Raw genomic sequence first — 25,493 nt, forward strand, 5'->3', positions numbered from 1 at the left:
TATAGTATTTGCTTGTCAAATATCCCTTAGCTTATATGTATCAGTAAATGCATTAGTGATTGGATAGCGTCTTTCTTTGCCGAAAGATCGACAAGTTAGTTTAACTCCTGGAGGGGATTGGTACCGCTTATATTCTGCTCGATTCAACATACGCCACACTTGTAGCACAGTGTCTTTATCATAACCATTAGCTATGATCTCAGCTAATGGTGTTTCTTTTTCGATTAGATGAATTAATATTTTATCTAGCACTGAATATATAGGTATGGTATCTATATCTTTTTGTCCTGGCTTTAATTCAGCAGAAGGCGGTTTACTAATGATGTGTGGAGGTATACATGTATCATTTGGTCCATAGCAATCGGTTGGTTTATTAGAATTACGCCAACGACAGAGCTTAAATACTGTACTCTTATATACATCTTTTAATACTGAATAGCCGCCGCACATATCACCGTATAAAGTCGTATATCCAATAGAAATTTCTGATTTGTTACTGGTAGATAGCACCATGTATCCAAACTTATTAGATAAAGCCATTAGGATGATGCCACGTAAACGGGCTTGTAGATTTTCTTCAGTGAGATCGTGCGATATAACACCTAAATGCTTAGTTAACATGCTCTCAAACGTTAGCATAGCTGAGCTAATACTAATATTAGTATGCTTAACTCCAAGCCGCTTAGCAACTTCTAACGCATCTTCTAAGCTATGATTGCTGGTATATGGAGATGGCATCATGACACAACGTACTTTGTCTGCGCCTAAAGCATCAACTGCTACGGTCGCAGACAGCGTGCTATCAATGCCGCCAGATATTCCTAAGATGATGCCAGGAAAACGATTTTTGGCTACGTAGTCACGTAAGCCTAGTACCATAGCACGATATATAGCTACTAGACCATATTTTGGTTTTATTGTGTTAGTCTGCGCGCAAGACCAACCTTCTAGTCCACGCGTCCAGGTTGTAGTAACTATCGATTCTTCCCAAGCAGGAAGATAGGCTGACACCTTTTGATCAGTGTTTAGAACAAATGATGCACCGTCAAATACTATTTCGTCTTGGCCACCAACTTGGTTTAAGTAAACCATTGGCAATTTGCTTTCAATTACACGTGATATGGCATTCTGTAAGCGATTATTCATTTTTTGATTATCAAATGGAGAACCATTAGAAACCAATAAAAATTCTCCACCGCCCGTTTTAATGTTCTTTACTACATCGGGTGTCCAAATATCTTCACAGATCGGAACGCCAAGACGCAAACCGCGTACTTCTATCGGGCTAGGGATTGGTCCACTGTTGAATACTCTTTTTTCGTCAAACACACCATAATTTGGTAGGTTTACTTTATATCGGACTGCTTGCAATTTACCTTTATCTAATAGCAACACGGCGTTGTACATTTTATCTTTTTCTATCCATGGAGCACCGAGCAGAATGGCTGGCCCACCATCGGCGGTTTCGATAAGCAATTTTTCGACCGCGTTACGTATTTCACTAATAAACATCGAATTAAGCACTAGATCTTCTGGTGGATAGCCAGAAATATAAAGTTCTGGTGTTAGAATGAGATCAGCGTTTTCGGTAGCAGCTTGAGCACGTACTTTGCGTAACTTATTTACGTTCGCATCAATATTACCGACGCAAGGATTGAGTTGCGCTAATGTAATGAGAAATCTTTTTTTCATAGCAAATTCATTAAGTGTTTTATAGTATGTAGCTGTTTATAGGCTAATTTACTAATTTTATAATACAATTCTATATATCATGTTCTTAATTATTAAAATTAGATAATTTACTATAAATTAGTTTAGGTAACTCGTGACATAGTAATTGTTTTGAATATTAATTAGGAAGATTGATTGGATATATAAACGATTTTTCTATATATACATTCAGAGTTAGCATATGCTTTTTAATGGAGAAATAGATGATAAACAATTTTCTATTAAGCTTTTTAGGTAGCTAAATAATTAATAGCAAGTTGCTTTTTAGAGCACAGTGGATACTACTATATTTTCAGCGTCAATTTTATACTATTTGCTATACACTTAATTTTTCTAGTCTAGAGATCTTTCTTGCGAAAAAAATTTAAATTAATAATTTTATCCATTAATTTTTGTATATATAAGAAAAATCTATTTTAGTGCATTAATTTATTAATGTTTCATTTTTCACATATGTTACTATAATTTTATAGAAATGTTAATTAATGTTTTTTTAGTAGAATGATTCAAATAATATTTTAATATACTGTACAGTACTCTGACTATAAATAAGAATAAAGCAAGTTATAGTAAAAATTAAGGAAGTTTGTTTAATAAAGGTATTTAATTTTTTAAATATCATATGATTACTGATTAATTGTTTAATGTCGCTGGTAATTATTAACAGTTTTAGTGTTGCTGTCTTCATCAGTTTTAGGCATGGCAATTAACTGCAAAATCGTTAGAGACCGATTGTGAATAAACAGTGTATTAGCTTCTGTTGTAATTAGATCACGGTATTTTTTAATACGATCGACAGCAATCAACTAAATAGAATGTTATATTTATGGTACTCTGTTATGTTGATTGCTGTCGATAAGATTATTAAACAAACTATTTGTTATATAAAAACTATTTGTTATATAAAACATATTAGAAATAATTTACCATTGATTGTTATATAAAACATATTAGAAATAATTTACCATTGAGTTTAACTTCAGCAAAAAATTCATTGAACAATTATTTTGATAATAACAAAAATAATTAAATACTTAGCAGTAATCATTTGATTAAAGTAATCCTTATTATCGAGGCAGTACAAGAATTTGTTTTATGAATATATTTTGGGCTATGTAATTTACTTTTTTGCAGGTAAGTAAACAATTATCATTGTTATTATAAATAATCTTGCTAAGATGTTGTAATTTAGTGTTACAAAAACATTTGTATATGTACAATATACTGTTATGTTTAAATAATACTTGTTTTGATAAAAATAATAATAATCTATAAAAAGAGCAGATATTACCTTGGTTTTATATTAGTCTGCCGGCTTAAGTAAAGTTTATTATTTTTAAAATTATTGTAATATTTATTTTTATAAATGATGCTATAATTAGATTTTATCTATTACGGTAGAATAATCATGCTTTTTATAAATTGTTGTTTATATTAACTGCTTATTATTTTTTTATTACAATTATAGCTTTTATTAGATTGGAAATATTTTAGATGAGTTATTACACTTAAATATGTTATTACACTTAAATATAATTTATTCTTGTTGATATTATAAAATAATTATTTTAGGAGCTATCACGAGTTTAAGATCTAGCAAAATAGATTGAGATGATTTTTTTAATTATCGCTTAATATTCAAGATAGCTGTTTATCATGTATAATAAACGATAAAATATCTATATCTATAGCAAAATTAAATAGATTATTGATAAACTTAGATAATTAATTTAGGCTTATATATAATAAATTTTTATAGAATAACTTTGGATGAATTCATCAGTAAATTAAGGATTGGAATATTTAGCAAATATTTTAAAGTATTGTTAAATAAGATCGATTAAAATTTACTTCGCAAATTTTAATTATTTAGTTTATTTTACTGAGAATAATGTAGAAATTTCAGTAGAAATATCATATTTTTTTGTATTGATTTTATTCTTTATATTAATGATATTTAGTACTTATTAAGTAGTAATACATTTTTCTATGACTGGATAGCGCTTTAAAATGAAGTACAGTGACGGTTTTTTATAAATTCAGTTAAAAGTATAATTATAAAGAATTTTTATACGAGAGTAATTCATTATTCTCTAATTATGGAAATTGCAGAAATGCTTAAATCGCTGATGTATAGCGCAAGAGATCATATTAAATATCGGTGTAATTAGTTAGATTCTATTTTTAGAATAAGGTTTAAAGATTCAATTAGACGAATAATAGTATTAATGGATAAAAATTAGTGGGAATTATCCTAAAAAATCAACGCAGTGCTTAATTTTTACCAAATATTATAATGATAATGTATTATTAAATTTTAATGATAGTAATAAATTACAATGTATATTTTTTGAATTAAACCTATAACTAAACGAATCAATCTAATATAATGCAAAAAATTACATGTATAAATAGATTCTATAATTGTAAAATGCGCTATAAATTTAATTGATTTATGAAGCATTATGTTGCTTCAATAAGTTGTAGCAAACATTCTTGCTTAAGCTATTATTCTATTTATAATAATAAATTTCATTAAAGATTTATTTTTAATTTTTTTTTATTTTAAGAGCAGTATGATTACAATTTATACATTTGATTGATTGTATACATCTTTATTAGATCTAAATTTTCTCTAATTAAATTTTGTATAAAGCACAACTAAGCTCTTATTAGGATGTTTGCGCAATATAGTTATCTAGATGGTTTAAATGATGATCAGCTTGTTGCAGTAAAAGCACTAGATGGCCCTGTATTGATATTGGCTGGTGCTGGTACTGGTAAGACTCGTGTGTTGGCAAGTCGCCTTACTCACATTTTGACCGTGGGGAATGTTGACCCAAGGAATATCCTAGCGGTTACATTCACAAACAAAGCAGCCCAGGAAATGAAAGAACGAGTTAACGCAGTTGTTGGCTCTGCGACAAAGCAAATCTGTTTAGGGACCTTTCATGCACTGTGCGCTAAGATTTTACGGAATCATGCTGAGCTGGTAGGGCTTAAATCAAATTTTTCTATATTGAACATCAATCAGCAAATCACTTTAATAAAGCAAATTCTACAGGATCTAAATATTGAAGAAAAGCATTGTTCTGCTCAATCTGTACTAGGTATTTTACAGCGTTGGAAAGATCGTGGCTTGACTTCCGATAAAATATATTCCACTAAATTTAGTAATATATCCGTAGGTAATCCAAAACAAATCTATCGGCATTATCAAGATAGGTTGATAAATATGAATGCAGTTGATTTTGGCGATCTTATTCTGCATTGCTTTACCTTATTCCAAACCAATGTTTGTGTACTACAACAGTACCAAAATCAATTCCGATATATAATGGTGGACGAATATCAAGATACTAATTTAGTTCAATATTTTTGGTTGCGTTTGCTGGCTCAAAATTATAAAAACATTTGCTGTGTAGGGGATGATGATCAGTCGGTTTATGGTTGGCGTGGAGCAGAAATTGGCAATATTATTAACTTTGAAAACGACTTTCCTGGGTCTAAAGTAGTCAGATTAGAACAAAATTATCGCTCTACTTCTCGCATCTTAGCTGTCGCCTCTAGTGTGATTGCGCGTAACAAAGGTCGTTTGGGTAAGATTTTGTGGACCAAAGGGAATGACGGCGAGCAAATCATTGTGCGCTGTGTGTCTGATAATTACATGGAAGCAAGAGTTATTTGCGAAAGAATTAAATATTATCATAAAACTAATGTGCCTTTGCGCGGAATAGCTGTGCTTGTACGTACTGGTTTTCAGATTCGCGCTTTTGAAGAGCAACTAGTGACTCTTGGTGTGCCTTATAAGACTATTGGCGCTGCACGTTTTTATGATAGTAAGGAGATACGCGATGTTATCTCATATTTGCAGGTAATCGCTCAGCCAAAAAATGATTTAGCCTTTGAAAGAATAATCAACGTTCCAGCTCGCCGTATCGGTAAGACGACAGAACGAATTTTATTTCAATATGCTCGAATAAACAACATTTGTCTCACAACGGCTGCGGAGCATATTGTGCAGGATGAAGTATTAAAACCGCCTGCAAGACAAGCAGTTAGCCTACTAATGCAAAATTTTGCACGCTGGCGCAAGGCATCACATAATGACTCCTTATCGACACTAACTAACAAGGTGATAAACGAAAGCGGTTATATTGCCTCTTTGCAGAAGGATGGTTCGCAAGAAGCCTTGGAAAGATTGAATAATATAAACGAGTTGATTACTACTTTAGAAAAGTTTATTAGTCTTGATAATTTTTTAGAACATATCTCTTTATTCGCAGAAGGAGTTGATTCTGTAAACTTTGAGCAAGTTAGTCTGATGACCTTGCATGCTGCTAAGGGGCTAGAGTTTGAAGTCGTCTTCCTTCCTGGTTGGGAGGAAGGAATATTTCCTAACCAGCGAGCTATTGATGAAAAAAGTGTTAGTGCTTTGGAGGAAGAGAGACGGCTTGCTTATGTCGGTTTAACTAGAGCACGCAAACATGTCGAGATCTTTTTTGCCACGAATCGCCATCTGCACGGGGTTTGGCGAAATGCAATTCCCTCACGCTTTATTTCTGAAATGCCAGTAGAGCATTTAGCGATGATCGGGAATGTTAGGGTTTATAATGCTAATACTATTCAGCGCCATTGTGATGACTTTAAGTATACTCATAAGAATAAATTTAGATTATCGTCCTTGGAAAGTTCTAGGCCGGTAAACAATTCGATAGTCCACAATTCAGATTACATTTATCAAAACCATGATATTGTCCGCAAAGACAATACGAAAATTAAAGGTAATCTATGTACGAATGAAATCTCTAGATTTGATAAGTCTACTTTAGAAGAGAGAGTTTTTCATAAAAAATTTGGTATGGGAACTATAATAAAAGCCGACAGCAAGGGCAAACTTGAAGTATTGTTTGATTGTGAAGGAACTAAAAAAGTCTTGGATACCTTTGTCTCTAGGTCAAAATAATATCTAGGATGTATATTATTTTTACGGCAATTATTATTAGCTTGCAGAAATACCTAATCCATATAGTATTAATTATTCTATAAGTTATTTTATATCGCCAACAATGTTTAAAAAAAGTATTTCAGAATAATATTTTATTGGCTAAAATACTCTATATATATTTTATATAGGCATCGCTCAGAGCAATTTTACTTTTATTGTGATATATTTATTGTTATTCCCTAAAATGCTTAATTAAAAATTAAATCAATTTTAGGATTGCTGTGCATTGATTTTGTTTGTTTCAATTATCAGTTAATTTTGTTAATAAACAAGCGAGTGTCTGTTACTTTTATTGGTATTAGTTATAACTAAAGAGAAATTATCTAATTCTAGCATTAATAACCTTAATGCTGCTGGGCTATCTTCTTTTAGTTAGATTTAGTTCGGAATAACAATATATTGCCATTGTAATACTTTTTGTGCATCTTATGTTTTTTGTTTTTATATTATGAACTTATTAATCAATAGCGATTTATTTGTAGAATAACTATTGGCTAGGTTTGTATATATCTTAGGGCTGGTTTTCTAGGCTTCGATGGAACCAATCTTATTTTTGACTTTTAATGATATAACTTATTCGGTCTAATATCGTATATTAGAAGCCTTTAATTTTTATATTAAATCTTAGTAATAGATCAACCAATTAAATCATAAAAATAGAATACATTAATACTTAATTGCTTTATAATTTAGATTTTGTAGATAGAAGCTGTAATAGAGTAAGCAATAAACTTAACTAGAAACATTTTTATCGATGATTTTTCTGACAATAGAAAAATATTCTTATTTTGGTTTAATATCAAAGCAATTATATTGCTTTTGCTCCTTGCAATAGATAGCAAGTAGGTTTTAATTAAACTATTTTATTATTTGATCTTCTCAGTATATACTAGCAATTTTAGCTATGATGATTTAGTTGATATTAGTAGTTTCATTGTCTAAATGGCGAGCATATAGTTTTTTTCAGCAGTAGCATTTTATTTGACATAAAATGCTACTGCTGAAAATTAGATTAATTGGATAATTTTTAATTACTTAATGATCATTATCTTTATTGAATTAGTAACTAAACAATAGTTACTAAACCTACTACATAATCACGTAGAAAACTTGCTTAATGTAGTAATATAAATTTTTATATTACAAAATATAATAATATAATTAAATCTGCAATTTGTTTAATTAGTAATAAAAATATTAAATAAAATTGATATATATAGTAGAATATTTTTTGATTATGAAATGCTTGTTCTATAACTTATAATCAAATAAGTTTTATCCGTATTTACTACACATTATCATTCACAACTATCCTGATTACTTAAAAAAATAATTGAAGAAATTTATAATCGATCCTTCTCGAGTGGCGATCAGGATTTAGCCATGTTTAAAGAGATTGATAATATCTGTTGCTTTCTAGCCGGATTAAGCTAACTATTCTTTAACATTTATTAAATGTTTTTTATATAAGGTCTAACCTTGCCGAGGGAAACAAGCGTAACTTTTTTGATGATATGGGAGAAGTTATAGATGCTTCAAAAACTGCCAATCGCCAACGATATTGACGCTTGTTTTATCCACAAAGTTGATGGTGGATTTTCGCCGAAAAAATTTAAGGAGATGGGAGAATTAGGCAGTATAGCGTTAGAGTTTATTCGAGCGCGTTTTGATGACGGTTCTCTTCCTATATTGACCTTGCCTTACCGTCGTGATGATATTGCTTCTTGGAAACCTATAGTGGATCGATATCATTCACTTTATAAAGACGTGGTAGTTCTTGGCATTGGTGGTTCTATTTTGGGTGGTGCAACTGTTTGTGCTCTGGTAGATGGTTCTCTTATTACTTCTCCGCGAATACACTTTCTTGATAATATTGACCCAATCACTTTTGATTCACGCTTATCTAGTTTTGATATGGATAAAACAGGCTTTTTAGCTATATCTAAATCTGGCAGTACGACTGAGACTTTAACAAAACTTTTAATCGTAATTGATAGATTAGGTAATAAAAATTTTAGCAAACAAATCACTTGTCTCACAGAACCAACCGATAATCCAATGCGTCGCATTGCTTCCACATATGGTTTTTTTTGCCTAGAATATGACCCTAAGGTTATAGGCCGATTTTCTGCTTTATCAACTGCTGGCCTGCTGCCTGCTGCTATTGCTGGTCTTAATGTCGAAAGAGTACGTCACGGAGCAGCCGCTGTGTTGGACGCAACTATTTCTGCTAAAAATCCGCTAGAGAATCCTGCTGTTGCTGGAGCTGCAATTAATGTGGCACTAGCTAGGAATCATGGGATTAATCAAACTGTTTTAATGCCTTACGTAGAAAGGCTTGAACGATTATCGATCTGGTTTCGCCAACTTTGGGCCGAGAGCTTAGGCAAAGAAGGGCATGGGACTACTCCAGTTAATGCACTTGGCGCAGTTGACCAGCATAGTCAGATGCAGCTTTATCTTGCTGGTCCAAAGGATAAGTTTTTCACTGTGATATGCAGCGATCCTCGCGGTTTAGGTGGTCGGGTACGCGCTGAACTTGCTGGTAGTGCTGCTGAATCTCTTAATTATTTGGTTGGACATACTATGGGTGATTTGATGGCAGCTGAGCAGCGAGCAACTATTGACTGTTTAATTCGTAATTCTTGCCCAACTCGGCTTATTAGTTTTAGTAATTTGAACGAGGAAGTGATGGGGGGGCTAATTATGCAATTTATTTTGGAGACTATCGCTGCTGCTCAGATCATGGGTATCAACGCTTTTGATCAACCTGTAGTTGAGGAAAATAAGTTACTGATCCGTCAATTTTTACAGGAAGAAACCTGATTGTAGATATAATGTGCAATGTGTGTTATTTTTTTTTAAACAGAAGCTACTTTAAGTTTATACACTGCTTTCAATAGTCATAGATTCTCGCTGGAGAACTGTTGATCATAGTAGTAGATCCTTGAATTCATTGGTGGAGAATGCGATAGATTCCTCTACGCGTCGATTGCTTTGTATTGTGAGTGGTGATTTTATTTTGATATTCAATATCGGAATGATAACTGGGGTAGTATTAGGTGCTGATACATTGACTATTCTGATAAAACGCTATTATAGCTCTAAGCTAACCTAGGATTGTATTTGCTAATATTTAGGATTGTGGATTTTTTTTAAGGGGCATTTCGTTAATCCGAGCTGAGTTCGATTGTGGATTATTTGCACTGGAATTAATACCGATTAAGTTTGGGCAATTGAGGTAAATAACAATTACTTTAGGCAATTGAAGCTAAATGGTGTTGAAAGTAGATATAAAGGAGAGCTAGATGACTTAATTTTTGCTACTCTACCCCAGATGATTAATATTTTGAAATCCTTGCGCATTGATCAAAGTTATTAGTAGAAGTTGTTCAGGGATTAGAAGACAGCTGATCTGAGCGTTGTTTTTGCTGATCATTGATATTAGCAATTCGCTTTAATTTAAAGGATAAGGAGTATAGATTGAGTGACTGCTTTTTGTTATAGAGAATGAATACGTTGCTATTATTGCTTAAGAGTTTCAGGAAACGCATTATCAGTTAATAGTCAGAATGCTAATTTTTTACTGAAATGCGAACCTGCGCACTTTGCACTCAGATATTTGACGCAAACAATTGCCCCTACTCGATAATATCCCAATTAATTGTTACAGGTTATGCTTTATTTTATAGCTTAAGGTCTGCATTTACATTTAAGGTTTTGCTTGCCAAAAGATAATTTAAATGTGACTTTTATTTATCTAGAAGTTGGGTATGATTGTGCGATTGTAGACTGCCAGATAGTTTATTGTTGTTAATGTTTTGTAAATAAATTATAAACAGAAATCGTTACATGTTGTCCGTTTCTCGATGATACTTTAAGAATGTTTTATTATCAAAAACAATCATAAATCCAACAAGAATAAGGGTGTGTTGATCAGTAATCTGCTACCTTATCTGCTACCTTATAATTTTTATTATAATCGAATTTTCTTACGAAATGAATTAATAAACTCATGTTGTATTCTCTCCTTGGGCTTCCCTGAAATTCAGATTGTTTCGGAAATTTTAAGTGACAATAGCGCACATCATTTAGGTTAACTAGATAACTAGGATTTTATAGAACAACTGAAAACAAAAGTGAGACGAATCAAGCAATGTTAATTGAGCAAGAGCATAAGGCCTTCCCACTCGAAGTGGCTAAAGTGCTTGCATTCATAGTAATTATATTGTTCCTGCAATATTGATTATTTATCAGTAAGCTGTTTATAGTGCTTGGTTTATGGATAAATAAAAATCTATAGATAATAGTGGTATAGCAATATCTCCTAATTATAACAGCGATGTTATAATTAGGAGATATTGTTGTTATTATACTAACTAATCGTGCCAATAGAATTGGAAGGTTTAAAATTGTTAACAGACAAATTAAGGCAAGGTATTGTGATTATAAGTGAGGTGTTTGTTATTTTTTAATCATCTCGATAAGTATTGCTTTGTTGTATAATCTAATATAAAGGAATTATGGAGAATGATCACACAATATTCCTTAAACTGTAGACTGGTTGGTATATTGCGATACTATAAGCTTTCTACAGTTTTGCTTCCTCCTGATCCAAAAATGAATATTTAATTGGATAAATGCTCCTTTTTCAGATGGAATATATCCCTATTAAGCTAACGCTCTATCGGATACGAGATTGTATTTCTTAGATAAGTTTAGCTTAAACTTGAGGATATCAAAGATTGTCCTAATATAAATTTTAATTATCATATTTTTTATAAAATGTTATACAAAAAAAATGTTATACAAAAATATACTTAATTATTTTCTAAATTAAATTAGCTTTTATTTTATTTATTGTTGTTTTTACAAGCGATAAGGAATATTAGCTAATGGTGTCATCTTTGGTTTTCCTAGTAAGCAATCAGCGTTTTATTTGCTGATAAGCTATTATTAATATAGATTAAAGTACTAATCAATTTGATTTTGTGCAAATTTTAACTTGGATAGTTTGTTCATTGCAACAAATAACGATAAACTTAATATCCGTAAAGCAAAATATTAAGTTTAGGTGCGTGAACCTATGGGCAAAGCTATAAATTTTGTCGTTTAAATCAAGAATGAGGTGGCTAATTTCAAGCAAGTTTTTATTGATTAATGTTTATGGAAATATTCTCAGCTATCTTTCCGCATGCTAAAGGAACAAATTTGTTTGCTAAGTTGAAAAAAATTTTCAGAAAAGATATGGGTTTGTCTATTCTTTTTAAGAAGAGCAATTAATTTTTATTTAAAATTAACCACTGTATGCGCCAATTTGCTTAACCTGCAAAGTAATTTATTAAACTAAGGTTACAATGATGTATACAAATTTATTACTTAAGATATACAATTGTAATAATTATAAAATTTATTTTTTAAAATAAAAGCAATGTTTATTAATCATAAATAATGAATACTTAAAAAGTGTATATTACAAATTACCTAGTTAAAAAAGATTAAAGCAAGATTATTCTTGAAGAGAGAAATTATAATATACCAAAAATTATCAAGTTTAATGTTAGCTAATTACAAATATTATTAGTATCTTTAATTAGCCAACATTAAACTTGATAGCAGCTTTACGTAAAATTTACGTTTTATTTTAAATGATTTTGGTCTCATTTATTGGAGTAGATTGTATGTTAGTATATGAATAAAATCAGGTGTTAGGTTAGGTAAAAATTATTCATTTATCTAGTAACGTTTATCTACAACTGCTTGCTTTGAAGCGCTAATCAACTACTGTGCCATTCTGGCAGTGATAGTCTAATGATTGAGAATTAGCAGCATTTTAGCAAAATCGTAGTATATTTTGTTTTAAAAATATAATTTTCTTATTTCGTAAAAATTTGATTGTTTATTCTTGATTTTAAAAATTACTCAAGCTATACCAATGAGATTGAAGTATGACTATCGTATAAAAATTTTTTTATTGACTTTGAACAACAACAATCTCTCTTATTTTAGAGATTTAAGAATCATGTAAGGATATTTTTTCTAGAATGATTTAGAACATTCACAAGCAGCAATCATTTTAACTATTTTATCAATTAGTATTTATTTAGTTAGCAGTCGCTAGTAATTTACGTCGAAAATAACTTCCTTGATTATTTATTAGGTTACAGTAATTTAATTGAATTATTTCGCTAGTATATTAATCAGAATAATAATTAATCAGAATAATATTCTATTAAATTTAACAATAAAGCCTTGTTAACGAACATTATGCTTGTGTTATAGTAGATTTTTAAGAAAACCTGCGCATAATGTCAGCCTTATCTAATTAGTAATTTTTAAACATTTTACTCTTCCTTATAATTATTGACAATAATTATAAGGAAGAGTAATGCGTAGCTTAATAAAATATCACGATTATTAACTGTCAGCGCGACACATAACATGCAGTCTCTTGATCAAGATATAGTATAAATATTACATCTTTTTGTGTTATCTTTAATATAAAAGAGTCTTTTAAGATCAGCAAGGCTTAACTAATTTATGCTATTAAGCTACCGACATTGTGTTAAAAATGACCTTAGTAAAATTGTTTTCTCGCACAATTATATAAAATATTTTAATGTTTGTATCTGCGTACAACTTTATCCAGAAGTTTCTGGATTATCGCTAAAAATATCTATATTTTTATGATCCGCGATGTAGGTTATGCTGATCGGTAGTGGGATTTAGCTTAATGTTATTAAGCGTAATTCTAGGAATGAAATGCAATGAGTTAATAAGTTATTCGCAAGCTTGGTATATTTTATCCGTTTTGGATGAAAAAATAGTTACAAAATTGTACGATTTAATGTGATGTACGATTTTATCTTTAAAACTTAACCTATAACGTTATTATTCTTGAAATAAAGCATTATTATGAAGTTTTGCAAATTAGTAATGCCTGTTCTTCGCAAGCGTAAGGTCGATTTAGTTTGTTTGGGATTAATTGAATATGGCGTGATACTCAGTTTGATTGCATTGCAAATATGGATGCCGTGTTTACGATAAGAGTGACGGACCAACGAACGGCGAGGCCGGTATTGGAACCAAAAAAGCGGAGTAGCTTTTCCTACAATGATCTTCTCGAATGCGCCCACGGACGTTTGTTTGGTCCTGGTAACGCTCGACTTCCACTACCCCCCATGCTTATGTTTGATCGCATTACTCATATCGCTGAAGTTGGTGGTGCTAACGACAAGGGTGAAGTAGAAGCTGAGCTTGATATCAGGCCTGATCTTTGGTTTTTTCTGTGCCATTTCGAAAATGATCCAGTAATGCCCGGATGTTTAGGCATGGATGCTCTCTGGCAATTGCTTGGCTTTATGCTGGGTTGGCTTGGTGGACATGGTGCTGGTCGAGCGATTTCAGCATGCGAGGTTAAATTTATTGGTCAAATTGTGCCCACAGCAAAAAAAGTTCGATATCATCTTGATCTAAAACGAATTATTAGTCGCAAGCTGTTTCTTGGTATAGCAGACGGATGGGTTGACTGTGATGATGTTCGGGTGTTTGAGGCTAAAGATATTCGTGTTGGTCTATTCGCTAATATAGCGGCCGCTGTAGCTTGACGGAGAACAGAATGCGACGCGTCGTGGTTACCGGTATCGGTGTAATTTCCCCGATTGGCAATGATAAGGCAGAGGTGGTTAAGTCTCTGAAAACAGGTCGCTCAGGAATCACTTTTGCTCCCGAGTATAAAGAGATAGGCTTTCGTAGCCATGTACACGGTTCGCTAAAAATTAATCTTGATGATCGAATTGATCGAAAACTTTTAAGATTTATGGGAGATGGAGTCGGATACAATTATCTTGCTATGGAAGAAGCTATCGCGGATAGTGGCTTAGAAAATGCTGACATATCTAATCCACGCACTGGGTTGGTAATGGGTTCTGGAGGTCCATCAACACGCAATATGATGAGAGCTTTTGATATTGCGAGAGAAAAAAGTCCAAAAAGAGTTGGGCCTTACATGGTCCCAAGAGTGATGTCTTCGACTAATTCTGCTAATTTATCGACAATTTATAAAATAAATGGATTAAGTTATTCGATAAGCTCAGCTTGCTCGACGAGCTCTCATTGTATTGGAAATGGCGTAGAGCTAATACAATATGGTAAACAGGATATTATTTTAGCTGGCGGCGGCGAGGAGTTACATTGGACCTTGTCGGTTTTATTTGATGCTATGGGTGCGTTGTCTTCTAAATACAATGATTCACCGGAGAAAGCTTCACGACCATATGATACAAGTCGTGATGGATTTGTGATTGCGGGTGGTGGCGGTGTAGTAGTGCTTGAGGAATTTACACATGCTAAAGCCCGCGGAGCAAATATTTACGGTGAAATTATTGGTTATGGCGCTACCTCGGACGGATCTGATATGGTAGCGCCTTCAGGCGAGGGTGGGTTACGTGCAATGCAGCTAGCCATGGCTAATGTGCATGATCCAGTAGACTACATCAATACTCATGGAACTTCCACACCGGTAGGTGATATGGTTGAGCTGATTTCAATCTCTGAGGCGTTTCGTAATCAAAATAAAATTCCATTAATTAGCTCTACTAAGTCAATGACTGGCCATAGCCAGGGCGCAGCTGGAGTGCATGAAGCGATTTACACATTGCTGATGATGAACGGTAATTTTATTGCTCCTTCGATTAATATTGAAGCAATAGAACCAGAAGCGGAGGCTATGCCAATTGTACGTGAGCCTATATTAGGCCAACACGTTAATATAGCGTTATCAAATAGTTTTGGATTTGGAGGTACCAATGCAGTTCTTGCCTTTCGGCGAGGAGACGTCTGAGAAGCTGGTCTGCGTGTTTTGTTTGTCTGGTAGACCAAGAAATTTCAATGAACCTGTCGCGTTGTCGAGACATTGAAAAAACAGGAGATCTATGTCGAATTCGCCCTCTCCCCTGCCGATTATGGCCGGTAAGCGCGGGCTTATTGTCGGAGTTGCTAATGATAGATCGATCGCTTGGGGGATTGCTGCTGTATTAGCAGAGCATGGTGCGGAGCTTGCGTTTACTTATCAGAACGAGAGTATTGAGCGGAGAGTAAAACCGTTAGCTAATTCTGTACAGGCTGATATTGTATTGCAATGTGACCTCACTGATTATAAATCGCTTGATTTGGTAGTCAAGCAAATTAAGGAGAGGTGGGGTAAGATTGACTTTTCTCTGCACGCCGTAGCCTATTCAGATAAAGCAGAACTTAAGGGCAAGTACTACGAGACATCTCGATCAAATTTCATTAATACTATGGATGTGTCTTGCTTTTCATTTACAGCGCTCGCACAACGTTTATCACCTTTGATGACTGATGGCGGTAGCTTATTAACCTTATCCTACCTTGGAGCCGAGCGTAGTACACCAAACTATAACGTTATGGGTGTAGCTAAAGCAGCGCTTGAAGCTAGTGTGAGATATCTTGCGGTTGATCTAGGTCCGAATGGTATCCGAGTGAACGCATTGTCAGCTGGTCCAATGCGCACTCTAGCAGGTTCAGCTATAGCTGACGCACGTTATACTTTTCGTTTTTCTAAGAACGTGGCACCATTAGGCCGCAATGCAGCTTTAGAGGAAGTTGGAAGAACTGGATTGTATTTATTGTCACATTTGTCTTCGGGTGTTACCGGGGAAATAGTTCATGTGGACGGTGGGTTTCATTCTGTTGGTATTCCACGTCCTAATCGCCAAGGATAAAATATTATTATATTTTATCCTTGGCGATTATTATAAATCTTATGTTCACCTTAAGTATTATTGTAATCTTACCGATTATTTAAAATTTTAGATTAATCCTTTTGTCCTTCTTGGAAAGGAATTTTTAAATTCAAATTACTATCTGCGATATATTTAAAAATTGTTTAAATTTAAAAAAACTTTTCTATGAATTACGTTAGTAAAGTATTAACTATTAGATTTATTGAATTGTCAATTACAAGCATTAAAAGTAACATTGTTAGTTTTTGAATAGCATAAATAAATTAGTCTAGCTATAATTTAATATTTCTATAAATGCGTTATTTGCTTTTTGAATTAAATTTATATTCCTTAATAAAAAACGTTTCGTTTTTTTATAAAATTTCAATAATTTTATTGAATTTTTCATTATACTTACAGCTAAATATACTGATATATCAGTATATTTAGCTGTAAGTATAATGAAAAATTGGTTGTATAGGGTTTGATGAAAAATGGTATTGAAACACGTTTGTATGTGGATTCTTCGCTAAATACAGGCGAGATGTTCTGTCTTAAGCAGAAGCAAGTTCATTATTTGAAAAATGTTTTAAGACTTGGTGCTGGTGATGAAGTAGCACTGTTTAACGGGTATGATGGTGAATGGAGGGCAAGGATCCTCACCGTTGCTAGGCAGTCAGTTGATCTTTGTATCTTGGAACAAACACGTCAGCAAAGCTATGAGCCAGATGTTTGGCTTGCCTTTGCACCGATCAAGCGTGATCGTATTAATTTCACAGTTCAAAAAGCAACGGAGCTTGGCGTTATGCTACTCTCGCCAGTGATAACGCGTTATACCATAGTTCAACGGGTTAATGTTAATCGTATGCGGGCTAATGTCATTGAAGCATCAGAACAGAGTAATCGCCTTACTGTTCCAAAAGTTTCTGAACTAGATAATCTTACTAATTTGATTGATTCCTGGCCGATTGATCGTACTATGATTGTAGCTAACGAAACTGCCAGTACACCAATCGTTGAGATTATACGTATGGAATTAGATTGTTCTGTCAAAAAAATAGGATTTTTGATTGGACCAGAAGGTGGATTTGACAAATTAGAACTCGCAATATTAAATAAACTGCCTTTTGCGAAACATGCTAGCTTAGGAAAGCGTTTATTATGCGCTGATACGGCTGCATTAGCAGTGCTTGCCATATGGCAAGCACTGCTGTGCTCTAGTTTTCATAGACATGATTAATTGAATCTTTATGCTTGAATATGTTTGTTTTCAAGTGTGTTGTTTGGTTTACTTAATTTTCTTTCTCAATAAGCGTATGTGAAACGAGAATGCTATTAGCGAAACAAATATTGAAGATGCCGTCACTAACAGCTCTTATGTTAAGATTTTTTTTTATCGCTTTAAGCATTCTTTTGTCTGCATGCGCTACAAAACATAATTCAGAGTATGTTGAACAAACTGTCGATGAGTTGTACAATAATGCCTATAGTGCGGTACTTTTGGGGAATTTTAAAAAAGCAGCTCCTCTATTTGATGAAGTTGAACGACAATATCCGTATTCTGTTTGGGCGAATCAAGCTCAGGTAATGTCTGCATATGCACTTTATCAATCCAATAAATATGACGACGCAGTGTTAGCACTAGATCGTTTTATTCAGCTTAATCCAGGTAACCACAATGTTGATTACGCACTTTATCTCAAAGGTTTGTGTTACTATGAACAAATTGTTGATGTGGAACGCGATCAGAAGTTAACTGGTGAGGCCCTTTTTTCCTTTAAAGCTTTAGTTAAGCGCTTTCCGTATTCAAAATACGCTCTTGATGCTAATTTCAAGATTGACCTGGTTTGTAACCATTTAGCTGGCCAAGAAATGAGTATTGGACGTTGGTACATGCGTCAAGGACAATATCTTGCTGCTATCAATCGTTTTCAGCATGTTGTTACAGAATTTGATACGACTGAACAGTTACCCGAAGCATTGATGCGCATGGCAGAGTGCTACATGACTTTAGGTTTGGTTGAGGAAGCTAAGCGTACTGTTTCAGTTCTTGGGTATAACGATCCTGGCTCGAGATGGTATGAACATGCTTATTCGTTAGTTAATACTGATTAAACACGGTCATAAGGATAAATAAAATAGATATTTCATTGAGCGAAAATGATTATTGTGAAATACTAATAAGTTTAGTAGTTTATTCAAGATCGAGTAAATTAGCTATTTATTGTGTAGTTTTGAGTAAAAGAAATTTATTTAACTAAGATAAAGAAATTATTTGGCACTTAAATCACTGATTAATCTATCACACTTTATTCAAGTAAATCTAATTGCCTTAATTACATTAAGATTGTTAATGTTTTGTTTTCATGAGTTGTCTGAATTTAGCTATTTGCAATGCAGCACTTCCATTAATGAAATAGGGCAACTGCCTATAAATATTTTTACATTACATTGTTCATTCTAGTGTTAAATCTAACTTCTTGAGTAGACTTGCTTAAATAGCTTTAAATAAAAGTTGATAAATAACTCTGCGTATTTTAGTTAATCGACAAATGTTTATTAATGCAATGATCATTTTGTCAGCGCTAAACTCGGAAAAGATCTATAGTCTCTATAGTAGAACTAGACGATAAATTCTTAATTATGCTGCTAGCAACCTTGCATAACTTAGGATAAGTTATGCAATTATTTAAAAGCTAATGTAAGCTCTAAATTTGTATTTCATGCAGTAATATTTAAAAAATATTATGAAAGCATGCTGACGGATAAAGCTTCAATCAGTTTAATTTATTTGCTCATTTATTTAATGTTATCATGCTTATTAAATATTTAAAAATGAATAGGACGCTTAATGTGATCCTGCTTACCATGGTTTGTGCTATAAACTTTTATTATATTGGATCTTGCGGATAATTTTTCTCTCTGTGCTTAGAGAATTACTAAAAGACAATACAAGTAAGGCAGAATAATTTGTGCTTTTGTCAAACCATAAAAGAATTATATTTTTATTAATTTAGTATTAAAGTAAATGATTTTATGAATTATGCTAAATATAAAGCCGTTGAAGAATTGACTGAAATCCAAGCGAAAGAAGAGCTAGCTCGTTTAGCTAAGATCATCGCTAAAGCAGACGTACTTTACTATCAAAAAAATGCGCCTAATCTGGATGACTCGGAGTATGATCAGCTTCGTTTGCGCAATAAAGCAATTGAGAAAAGATTTCCTAAATCGAAAAGATATGATAGCCCCAGCGAAATTGTAGCGCCTGGACCAGCGAAAGGTTTTAGCAAAGTTCGGCACGCTCTTCCAATGTTGTCATTAACCAATGCCTTTGATAGTAAAGATGTTAGAGAGTTTGTGCGCCGTGTACGTCGTTTTCTTAAGCTTCCGAATGGCACTCCTATTGCAATGATGACTGAGCCTAAAATTGATGGCTTATCACTTTCTTTACGCTACGAAAACAGAAAACTAGTTCAAGGAGCAACTCGTGGCGATGGTATTGAAGGTGAGAATATTACACGTAATCTTGAAAACATTAAAGAAATTCCTAAAATTTTGCCCAAAAATGTACCAGAAGTTATCGAGGTACGTGGTGAAATTTATATTAACAAGGAAGATTTTCTTGCTTTGAACGAGCGCCAAGCGAATGCTGGTGCGAAACTTTTTGCTAATCCACGCAATGCGGCTGCTGGCTCTCTGAGACAGTTAGATCCTCAAATTACTCGCACTAGGCCATTGCGATTTTTTGCCTATTCTTGGGGAGCAGTTAGTGATCTTTACACTGGTACTCAAGAAGAATGTCTTAAGGAGTTGCGGGAATGGAATTTTATTGTTAATCCGTTATCTGAGTTGCATGATAACTTAGAGGATATGCTTGAAGTTTATGCGAAGATTGCTTTAAAGCGCTACGATTTACCTTATGAAATTGACGGAGTAGTTTATAAAGTTAACAGAATGGATTGGCAGAATCAACTTGGCATGATCAGTCGCTCACCGCGTTGGGCTATTGCCCATAAATTTAAGACTGAGCAAGTTACTACTATTTTGCGTGAAATTGTTATTCAGGTTGGCCGTACAGGTACTTTAACTCCGGTTGCTCGATTGAAACCAGTAAAAATTTGTGGTGTGACTATTACTAACGCAAATTTGCATAACGAAGATGAAATCTACCGCAAAGACCTCCGGGTCGGAGATACTGTGATAATTCATCGTGCAGGTGATGTAATTCCTCAAGTTATTGGAGTTATTGATGATAAACGACCAAATGATTCACAGCAATACATATTTCCAGATTATTGCCCACGCTGCGGCTCCAAAGCAGTTCGGTTAGATGATCAATCCGTGCGCCGCTGCAGCGGTAATATAAAATGCTCTGCTCAGGCGATTGCCCAATTAAAACATTTTGTCAGTCGTGAAGCTTTTGATATTAGCGGCTTTGGCGTAAAGCAGATATCACAGTATTATTATTGGGGAATAATTGATACTCCAGCTAGCATTTTTCGGCTTAGCGAACATCGTAATAAGCTGATTGGTTACAAAGAAAGTAAGATAGTATCTACTGATAAATTGTTAGCAGCTATTGAGGGTAGACGAACAATAAGCTTAGAGCGGTTTATTTATTCTCTGGGAATTCGTCAAGTAGGCAAAAATATCTCTCGTTTGCTTGCCAATCACTACGGTAGTATAAATGCAATGCATTCTGCCATGATGCAAGCAGTTAATATGACAAATAATGCCTATGCTGAGCTGATCAGCATCAATCATATTGGAGATGCATTAGTTAATGAATTGGTTAATTTTTTCGCTAATTCTTACAACAGAAAATTGCTTGATGACTTAATCAAAGAGCTTACAATTGAAGAATTTAAGCCCTCTCAGGTATCTAATAATTGTATTGCTGGAAAAACCATGGTTTTTACAGGCACTTTGCAATGTATTCATCGCAATGATGCTAAATCATCACTAGAATCGCTTGGCGCTAAGGTTGTTGGATATGTATCAAAAAAAACAGATTATGTTGTAGTTGGAGCAGACCCAGGCTTTAAGGCGGTGAAGGCTAAAGCACTTGGTATCAAAATGATAAGTGAAGAGGAATTACTTACTTTGATTAAACATATTTTTTAGAAGATTACTTTTTTTAAGCAAGACAATCTCAATACAGCCATAGCTTACATTATGCGTAATATATCAAGCAGAGAATACCACACATTGCGCTTATCAGTTATAAAATATATCATAGCAGTATTTTACTTTGGATTTTTTTACAGATATTCATACTATCTTACATAAATAAACCTTGGTATAAAAGCTAGAAATTTTTAATCATATGAATAATTCCAAAACACTGAACATGCTGCTTTTTATCTATTTATCGGTAATAGTACTTGCAAAGCGTAGCTCAATGCTTTGATACTTGGTTTTAGTTTAGATATGAGTTGATCTTCAATAGCATTCTCTAGATCAGATATATTAGAATAATAAATTTATATGTTGTTGGCAGGGTCAAAGATTTTATTTGATCTATGCCTCGTTCCTTACTTACAGAGTATAATCTCTCCCTAAAGAACGCTCATGGAAAAGTATATAAAAAGCTCTAACGCAAAATAGATTTTTGGGTAGGATAAATTTAATACTTGTGAAGTCACAGCAGATATTTACGTTATACATTAGATATTTATGTCATAATATTTTTGTATTATTCAATCTTGCTTTAAGCAAGCAAGAGATCTTTTCCAAATAAATATAATTTATTCTAATTTATGATTTTTCCAGATTAAATACAAGTCAGTTATTTATTTAACTGCTAAACAATTTTTATTAAAATGTAAAATTTTATGATTTAGTAGTTATTTCTAAGGTAACTTAGAAACAATTTAATGAGTCATAATCAAAAAATCAGCTATTTCTAATTCAATAATAATTTTTGTTAATTAGCTGTAGCTAATTAAGTAAACCTTGCTCTTTAAACTTCATAAATGATTTATTTTATTTTTTTAGACTGTAATTACGCAATCTAACTTAACATTAAGTTGTTTTTATTATTCTCGAATTACAAACTATCCTATAGCATTATAAACTTTACTTAAATTATTAAACAGTTTGCATATGTTATGAGCTTAAATTTTTGTGTATCAAAAATCTTAATCTAGATCAAAAATCTTAATCTAGATCAAAAATCTTAATCTAGATAATTCACTATGATATTGAACAATATCATTAATATAAAAGTAATTTTACTGGGCAGAGGTTAATTTGAAATGAATTTAGAAAAAAATTTTAACGTGATTATGCTTTAATAATCCCCGCCGTTTCAGATATAAGTAATTATTAATATGATCAATTTTATCAGGCTTTCGGAATTAAGTTCGAGTTAACCTAATTCTATTCATTTCCCATAGCAGGTCTTTAGTTAATCTATGCAATTAATGTGCTTTTGGATATAGCATGATTAAATTAAAGGATCTTACTTAAAAGATGAATTATTGCTATAAGATAGATATTTATTCTAAAGTCTTTTAAAGATATTGAATGCCTATATCCTCAACAAAAAACCGTAAATGATTAATATGCTTTTATTGAGCGTAAATTTTGTTAGAATAATACTTAATAATCTTTAAATCCTGATTGATTTAAATGAATCAATTCTATAGATTTTAGTATAATAAATCTATGTTATGATCTTTTTCTAAACTAATCGATTTATTCTAAATCATCTTTTTTAGATGATATTATTTTGATAATGATATAATTGAAATAATTCATTTTAAATTTTTATTTTTGTATTCTTGTGACAATGGATTAAATGACAAATGAATGATTCTTTTGGTAAAGCATTGTTTAAGATTAGCTTAAATGAAGGAATTTCCCAAAATGCTTTTTTATACATCCCAGTAATTTCGATACATTGAAGGAAGATCTTTAACGAGAATACGTCTAAATTGTTAGTGAGTGAAAAATAATTTCATGGTCGAGCATTACTTTTAGAGCAGCTACTTGTTTTTTGGGGATAGTATAGCTATATCCGTACTTCTTCGCCGCGCATGATTTACGTTCATTTGCGATGGAGTTGAATAGCTTCTAGAATCGTTTTATTTACTGGTCCTGTTGCGTATTTTAGTTAATTTAAGTGCTTTTTGACATTGTTTGTGAAGATGAAAGGGATGCGCGGGCGGCGGTTCGTTGTTTTTACCAGATTACAATCAACTAAGCAAGAAATTGCTTAGCTTACTTGATTGATTTTTTGGCGTTTTGTAAATGCAGAATTGTCAGAAATTTCGCCTTCCACAGCATCCTTATTAATGCTCGTTTATAAATTATAAACCGTATGAGCACGTCAATTTGAATGTTTATGGATGGCTCTTGTTGAAGTTTGTTTTATATCTAAATAAAACAAACAATCAACCTGAGAGTTTGATCCTGGCTCAGAACGAACGCTGGCGGCATGCCTAACACATGCAAGTCGAACGGCTCTTTACAGAGTAGTGGCGCACGGGTGAGTAACGCGTGGGAACCTGCCTTAAGGTATGGAATAACGGCTGGAAACGGCCGCTAATACCATATAATCCCTAAGGGGTAAAGATTTTATCGCCTTAAGAGGGGCCCGCGTCCGATTAGCTTGTTGGTGAGGTAATGGCTCACCAAGGCTTTGATCGGTAGCTGGTCTGAGAGGATGATCAGCCACACTGGGACTGAGACACGGCCCAGATTCCTACGGGAAGCAGCAGTGAGGAATATTGGACAATGGGCGAAAGCCTGATCCAGCAATGCCGCGTGTGTGATGAAGGCCTTAGGGTTGTAAAGCACTTTCGCCGATGACGATGATGACGGTAGTCGGATAAGAAGTCCCGGCTAACTCCGTGCCAGCAGTCGCGGTAATACGGAGGGGGCAAGCGTTGTTCGGAATTACTGGGCGTAAAGGGCGCGTAGGCGGTTATGTAAGTTGGAAGTGAAAGCCCTGGGCTCAACCTAGGAACTGCTTTCAATACTGCGTAGCTCGAGAGCGGGAGAGGGTGGTGGAATTTCCAGTGTAGAGGTGAAATTCGTAGATATTGGAAAGAACGCCAGTGGCGAAGGCGGCTGCCTGGCCCGTTTGTCTGACGCTAAGGCGCGAAAGCGTGGGGAGCAAACAGGATTAGATACCCTGGTAGTCCACGCCGTAAACGATGAGTGCTAGACGTTGGAGGCTATGTCCTTCAGTGTCGTCGCTAACGCATTAAGCACTCCGCCTGGGGAGTACGGCCGCAAGGTTAAAACTCAAAGGAATTGACGGGGGCCCGCACAAGCGGTGGAGCATGTGGTTTAATTCGAAGCAACGCGCAGAACCTTACCAGCTCTTGACATGGAGGGTGTGGTTATTGGAGACAATAACCTTCAGTTCGGCTGGCCCTCACACAGGTGCTGCATGGCTGTCGTCAGCTCGTGTCGTGAGATGTTGGGTTAAGTCCCGCAACGAGCGCAACCCTTACTGCCAGTTGCCAGCGGTTAGGCCGGGCACTCTGGCGGAACTGCCTGTGAAAAGCAGGAGGAAGGTGGGGATGACGTCAAGTCCTCATGGCCCTTATGAGCTGGGCTACACACGTCCTACAATGGCGGTGACAATGGGCAGCAAAAGGGTGACCTAGAGCTAATCCTCAAAAGCCGTCTCAGTTCGGATTGCACTCTGCAACTCGAGTGCATGAAGGTGGAATCGCTAGTAATCGTGGATCAGAATGCCACGGTGAATACGTTCCCGGGCCTTGTACACACCGCCCGTCACACCATGGGAGTTGGTTTTACCCGAAAACGGTGAGCTAACCGAAAGGAGGCAGCCGATCACGGTAAGGTCAGCGACTGGGGTGAAGTCGTAACAAGGTAGCCGTAGGGGAACCTGCGGCTGGATCACCTCCTTTCTAAAAAAACTGGCTAAATTTAATAACCGCCGCCAGCGCATCTCTTTCGTCGAGGTCAGCTTACAAGAAAACCGTTTTACTTTTTGAGCTTTTATTTTATAGGTCTTTTAACGCACCCGGTAA

Annotated in this window: 10 protein-coding genes and 1 rRNA gene; 10 read left to right on the forward strand and 1 reads right to left on the reverse strand. The window is 34.1% G+C overall.

The genetic code is table 11. The annotated features are described in order from the left end of the window. Positions 1 to 15: 15 nt before the first annotated feature. Positions 16 to 1,692: an NAD+ synthase gene (locus P856_RS00325; protein WP_025300200.1), complete on the reverse strand. Its 1,677-nt coding sequence runs from the start codon at positions 1,690 to 1,692 to the stop codon at positions 16 to 18. A gap of 2,716 nt (positions 1,693 to 4,408) precedes the next feature. Here P856_RS00325 and P856_RS00330 point away from each other — a divergent pair. From P856_RS00330 to P856_RS00370, 10 genes are all read left to right on the forward strand, one after another. Next, a complete protein-coding gene (locus P856_RS00330) occupies positions 4,409 to 6,697 on the forward strand; it encodes an ATP-dependent helicase (RefSeq protein WP_025300201.1) in 2,289 nt (762 codons plus the stop codon). 1,572 nt (positions 6,698 to 8,269) lie between these two features. After that, complete coding sequence (locus tag P856_RS00335) at positions 8,270 to 9,565, forward strand: glucose-6-phosphate isomerase (RefSeq protein WP_025300202.1); 1,296 nt, start codon at positions 8,270 to 8,272, stop codon at positions 9,563 to 9,565. Positions 9,566 to 9,686: 121 nt separating this feature from the next. Then, positions 9,687 to 9,857, forward strand: coding sequence for a hypothetical protein (locus P856_RS04450; RefSeq protein ID WP_158380565.1), 171 nt, complete (start codon positions 9,687 to 9,689; stop codon positions 9,855 to 9,857). Positions 9,858 to 13,764: 3,907 nt separating this feature from the next. Next, the gene (gene fabA / locus P856_RS00340; protein WP_025300203.1) at positions 13,765 to 14,346 is read left to right on the forward strand and encodes a bifunctional 3-hydroxydecanoyl-ACP dehydratase/trans-2-decenoyl-ACP isomerase; all 582 of its coding nucleotides are present in this window, start codon (positions 13,765 to 13,767) and stop codon (positions 14,344 to 14,346) included. Between the two features lie 11 nt (positions 14,347 to 14,357). After that, positions 14,358 to 15,581 carry a beta-ketoacyl-ACP synthase I gene (fabB, locus tag P856_RS00345; RefSeq protein WP_025300204.1) on the forward strand — a complete coding sequence of 408 codons (1,224 nt, stop codon included), beginning with the start codon at positions 14,358 to 14,360 and terminating at the stop codon, positions 15,579 to 15,581. A gap of 91 nt (positions 15,582 to 15,672) precedes the next feature. Beyond that, positions 15,673 to 16,482 (forward strand): enoyl-ACP reductase FabI, encoded by an 810-nt coding sequence (locus P856_RS00350; RefSeq protein WP_044214816.1) that lies wholly within the window; start codon positions 15,673 to 15,675, stop codon positions 16,480 to 16,482. Positions 16,483 to 16,969: 487 nt separating this feature from the next. Continuing rightward, entirely contained in the window at positions 16,970 to 17,722 is a 753-nt protein-coding gene (locus P856_RS00355) for a 16S rRNA (uracil(1498)-N(3))-methyltransferase (RefSeq protein WP_025300206.1), read from the forward strand. An 89-nt stretch (positions 17,723 to 17,811) separates the two neighbouring features. Next, positions 17,812 to 18,597 (forward strand): outer membrane protein assembly factor BamD, encoded by a 786-nt coding sequence (locus tag P856_RS00360; RefSeq protein WP_025300207.1) that lies wholly within the window; start codon positions 17,812 to 17,814, stop codon positions 18,595 to 18,597. 921 nt (positions 18,598 to 19,518) lie between these two features. Next, positions 19,519 to 21,606, forward strand: a complete 2,088-nt coding sequence (gene ligA, locus P856_RS00365; protein ID WP_025300208.1) for an NAD-dependent DNA ligase LigA — start codon at positions 19,519 to 19,521, stop codon at positions 21,604 to 21,606. 2,274 nt (positions 21,607 to 23,880) lie between these two features. After that, positions 23,881 to 25,370, forward strand: a 16S ribosomal RNA gene (locus P856_RS00370). Positions 25,371 to 25,493 lie beyond the last annotated feature (123 nt).

It is taken from the genome of Candidatus Endolissoclinum faulkneri L5 (assembly GCF_000510265.1).
GTDB classification, from domain to species: Bacteria; Pseudomonadota; Alphaproteobacteria; order Thalassobaculales; family Thalassobaculaceae; genus Thalassobaculum; species Thalassobaculum faulkneri_A.

Bases quoted from the DNA above. Each gene is read 5' to 3' on its own strand.
- P856_RS00325 (WP_025300200.1), bottom strand. From the start codon at position 1,692: ATGAAAAAAAGATTTCTCATTACATTAGCGCAACTCAATCCTTGCGTC.
- P856_RS00330 (WP_025300201.1), top strand. From the start codon at position 4,409: ATGTTTGCGCAATATAGTTATCTAGATGGTTTAAATGATGATCAGCTT.
- P856_RS00335 (WP_025300202.1), top strand. From the start codon at position 8,270: ATGCTTCAAAAACTGCCAATCGCCAACGATATTGACGCTTGTTTTATC.
- fabA (WP_025300203.1), top strand. From the start codon at position 13,765: ATGGATGCCGTGTTTACGATAAGAGTGACGGACCAACGAACGGCGAGG.
- fabB (WP_025300204.1), top strand. From the start codon at position 14,358: ATGCGACGCGTCGTGGTTACCGGTATCGGTGTAATTTCCCCGATTGGC.
- P856_RS00350 (WP_044214816.1), top strand. From the start codon at position 15,673: ATGTCGAATTCGCCCTCTCCCCTGCCGATTATGGCCGGTAAGCGCGGG.
- P856_RS00355 (WP_025300206.1), top strand. From the start codon at position 16,970: ATGAAAAATGGTATTGAAACACGTTTGTATGTGGATTCTTCGCTAAAT.
- P856_RS00360 (WP_025300207.1), top strand. From the start codon at position 17,812: ATGCTATTAGCGAAACAAATATTGAAGATGCCGTCACTAACAGCTCTT.
- ligA (WP_025300208.1), top strand. From the start codon at position 19,519: ATGAATTATGCTAAATATAAAGCCGTTGAAGAATTGACTGAAATCCAA.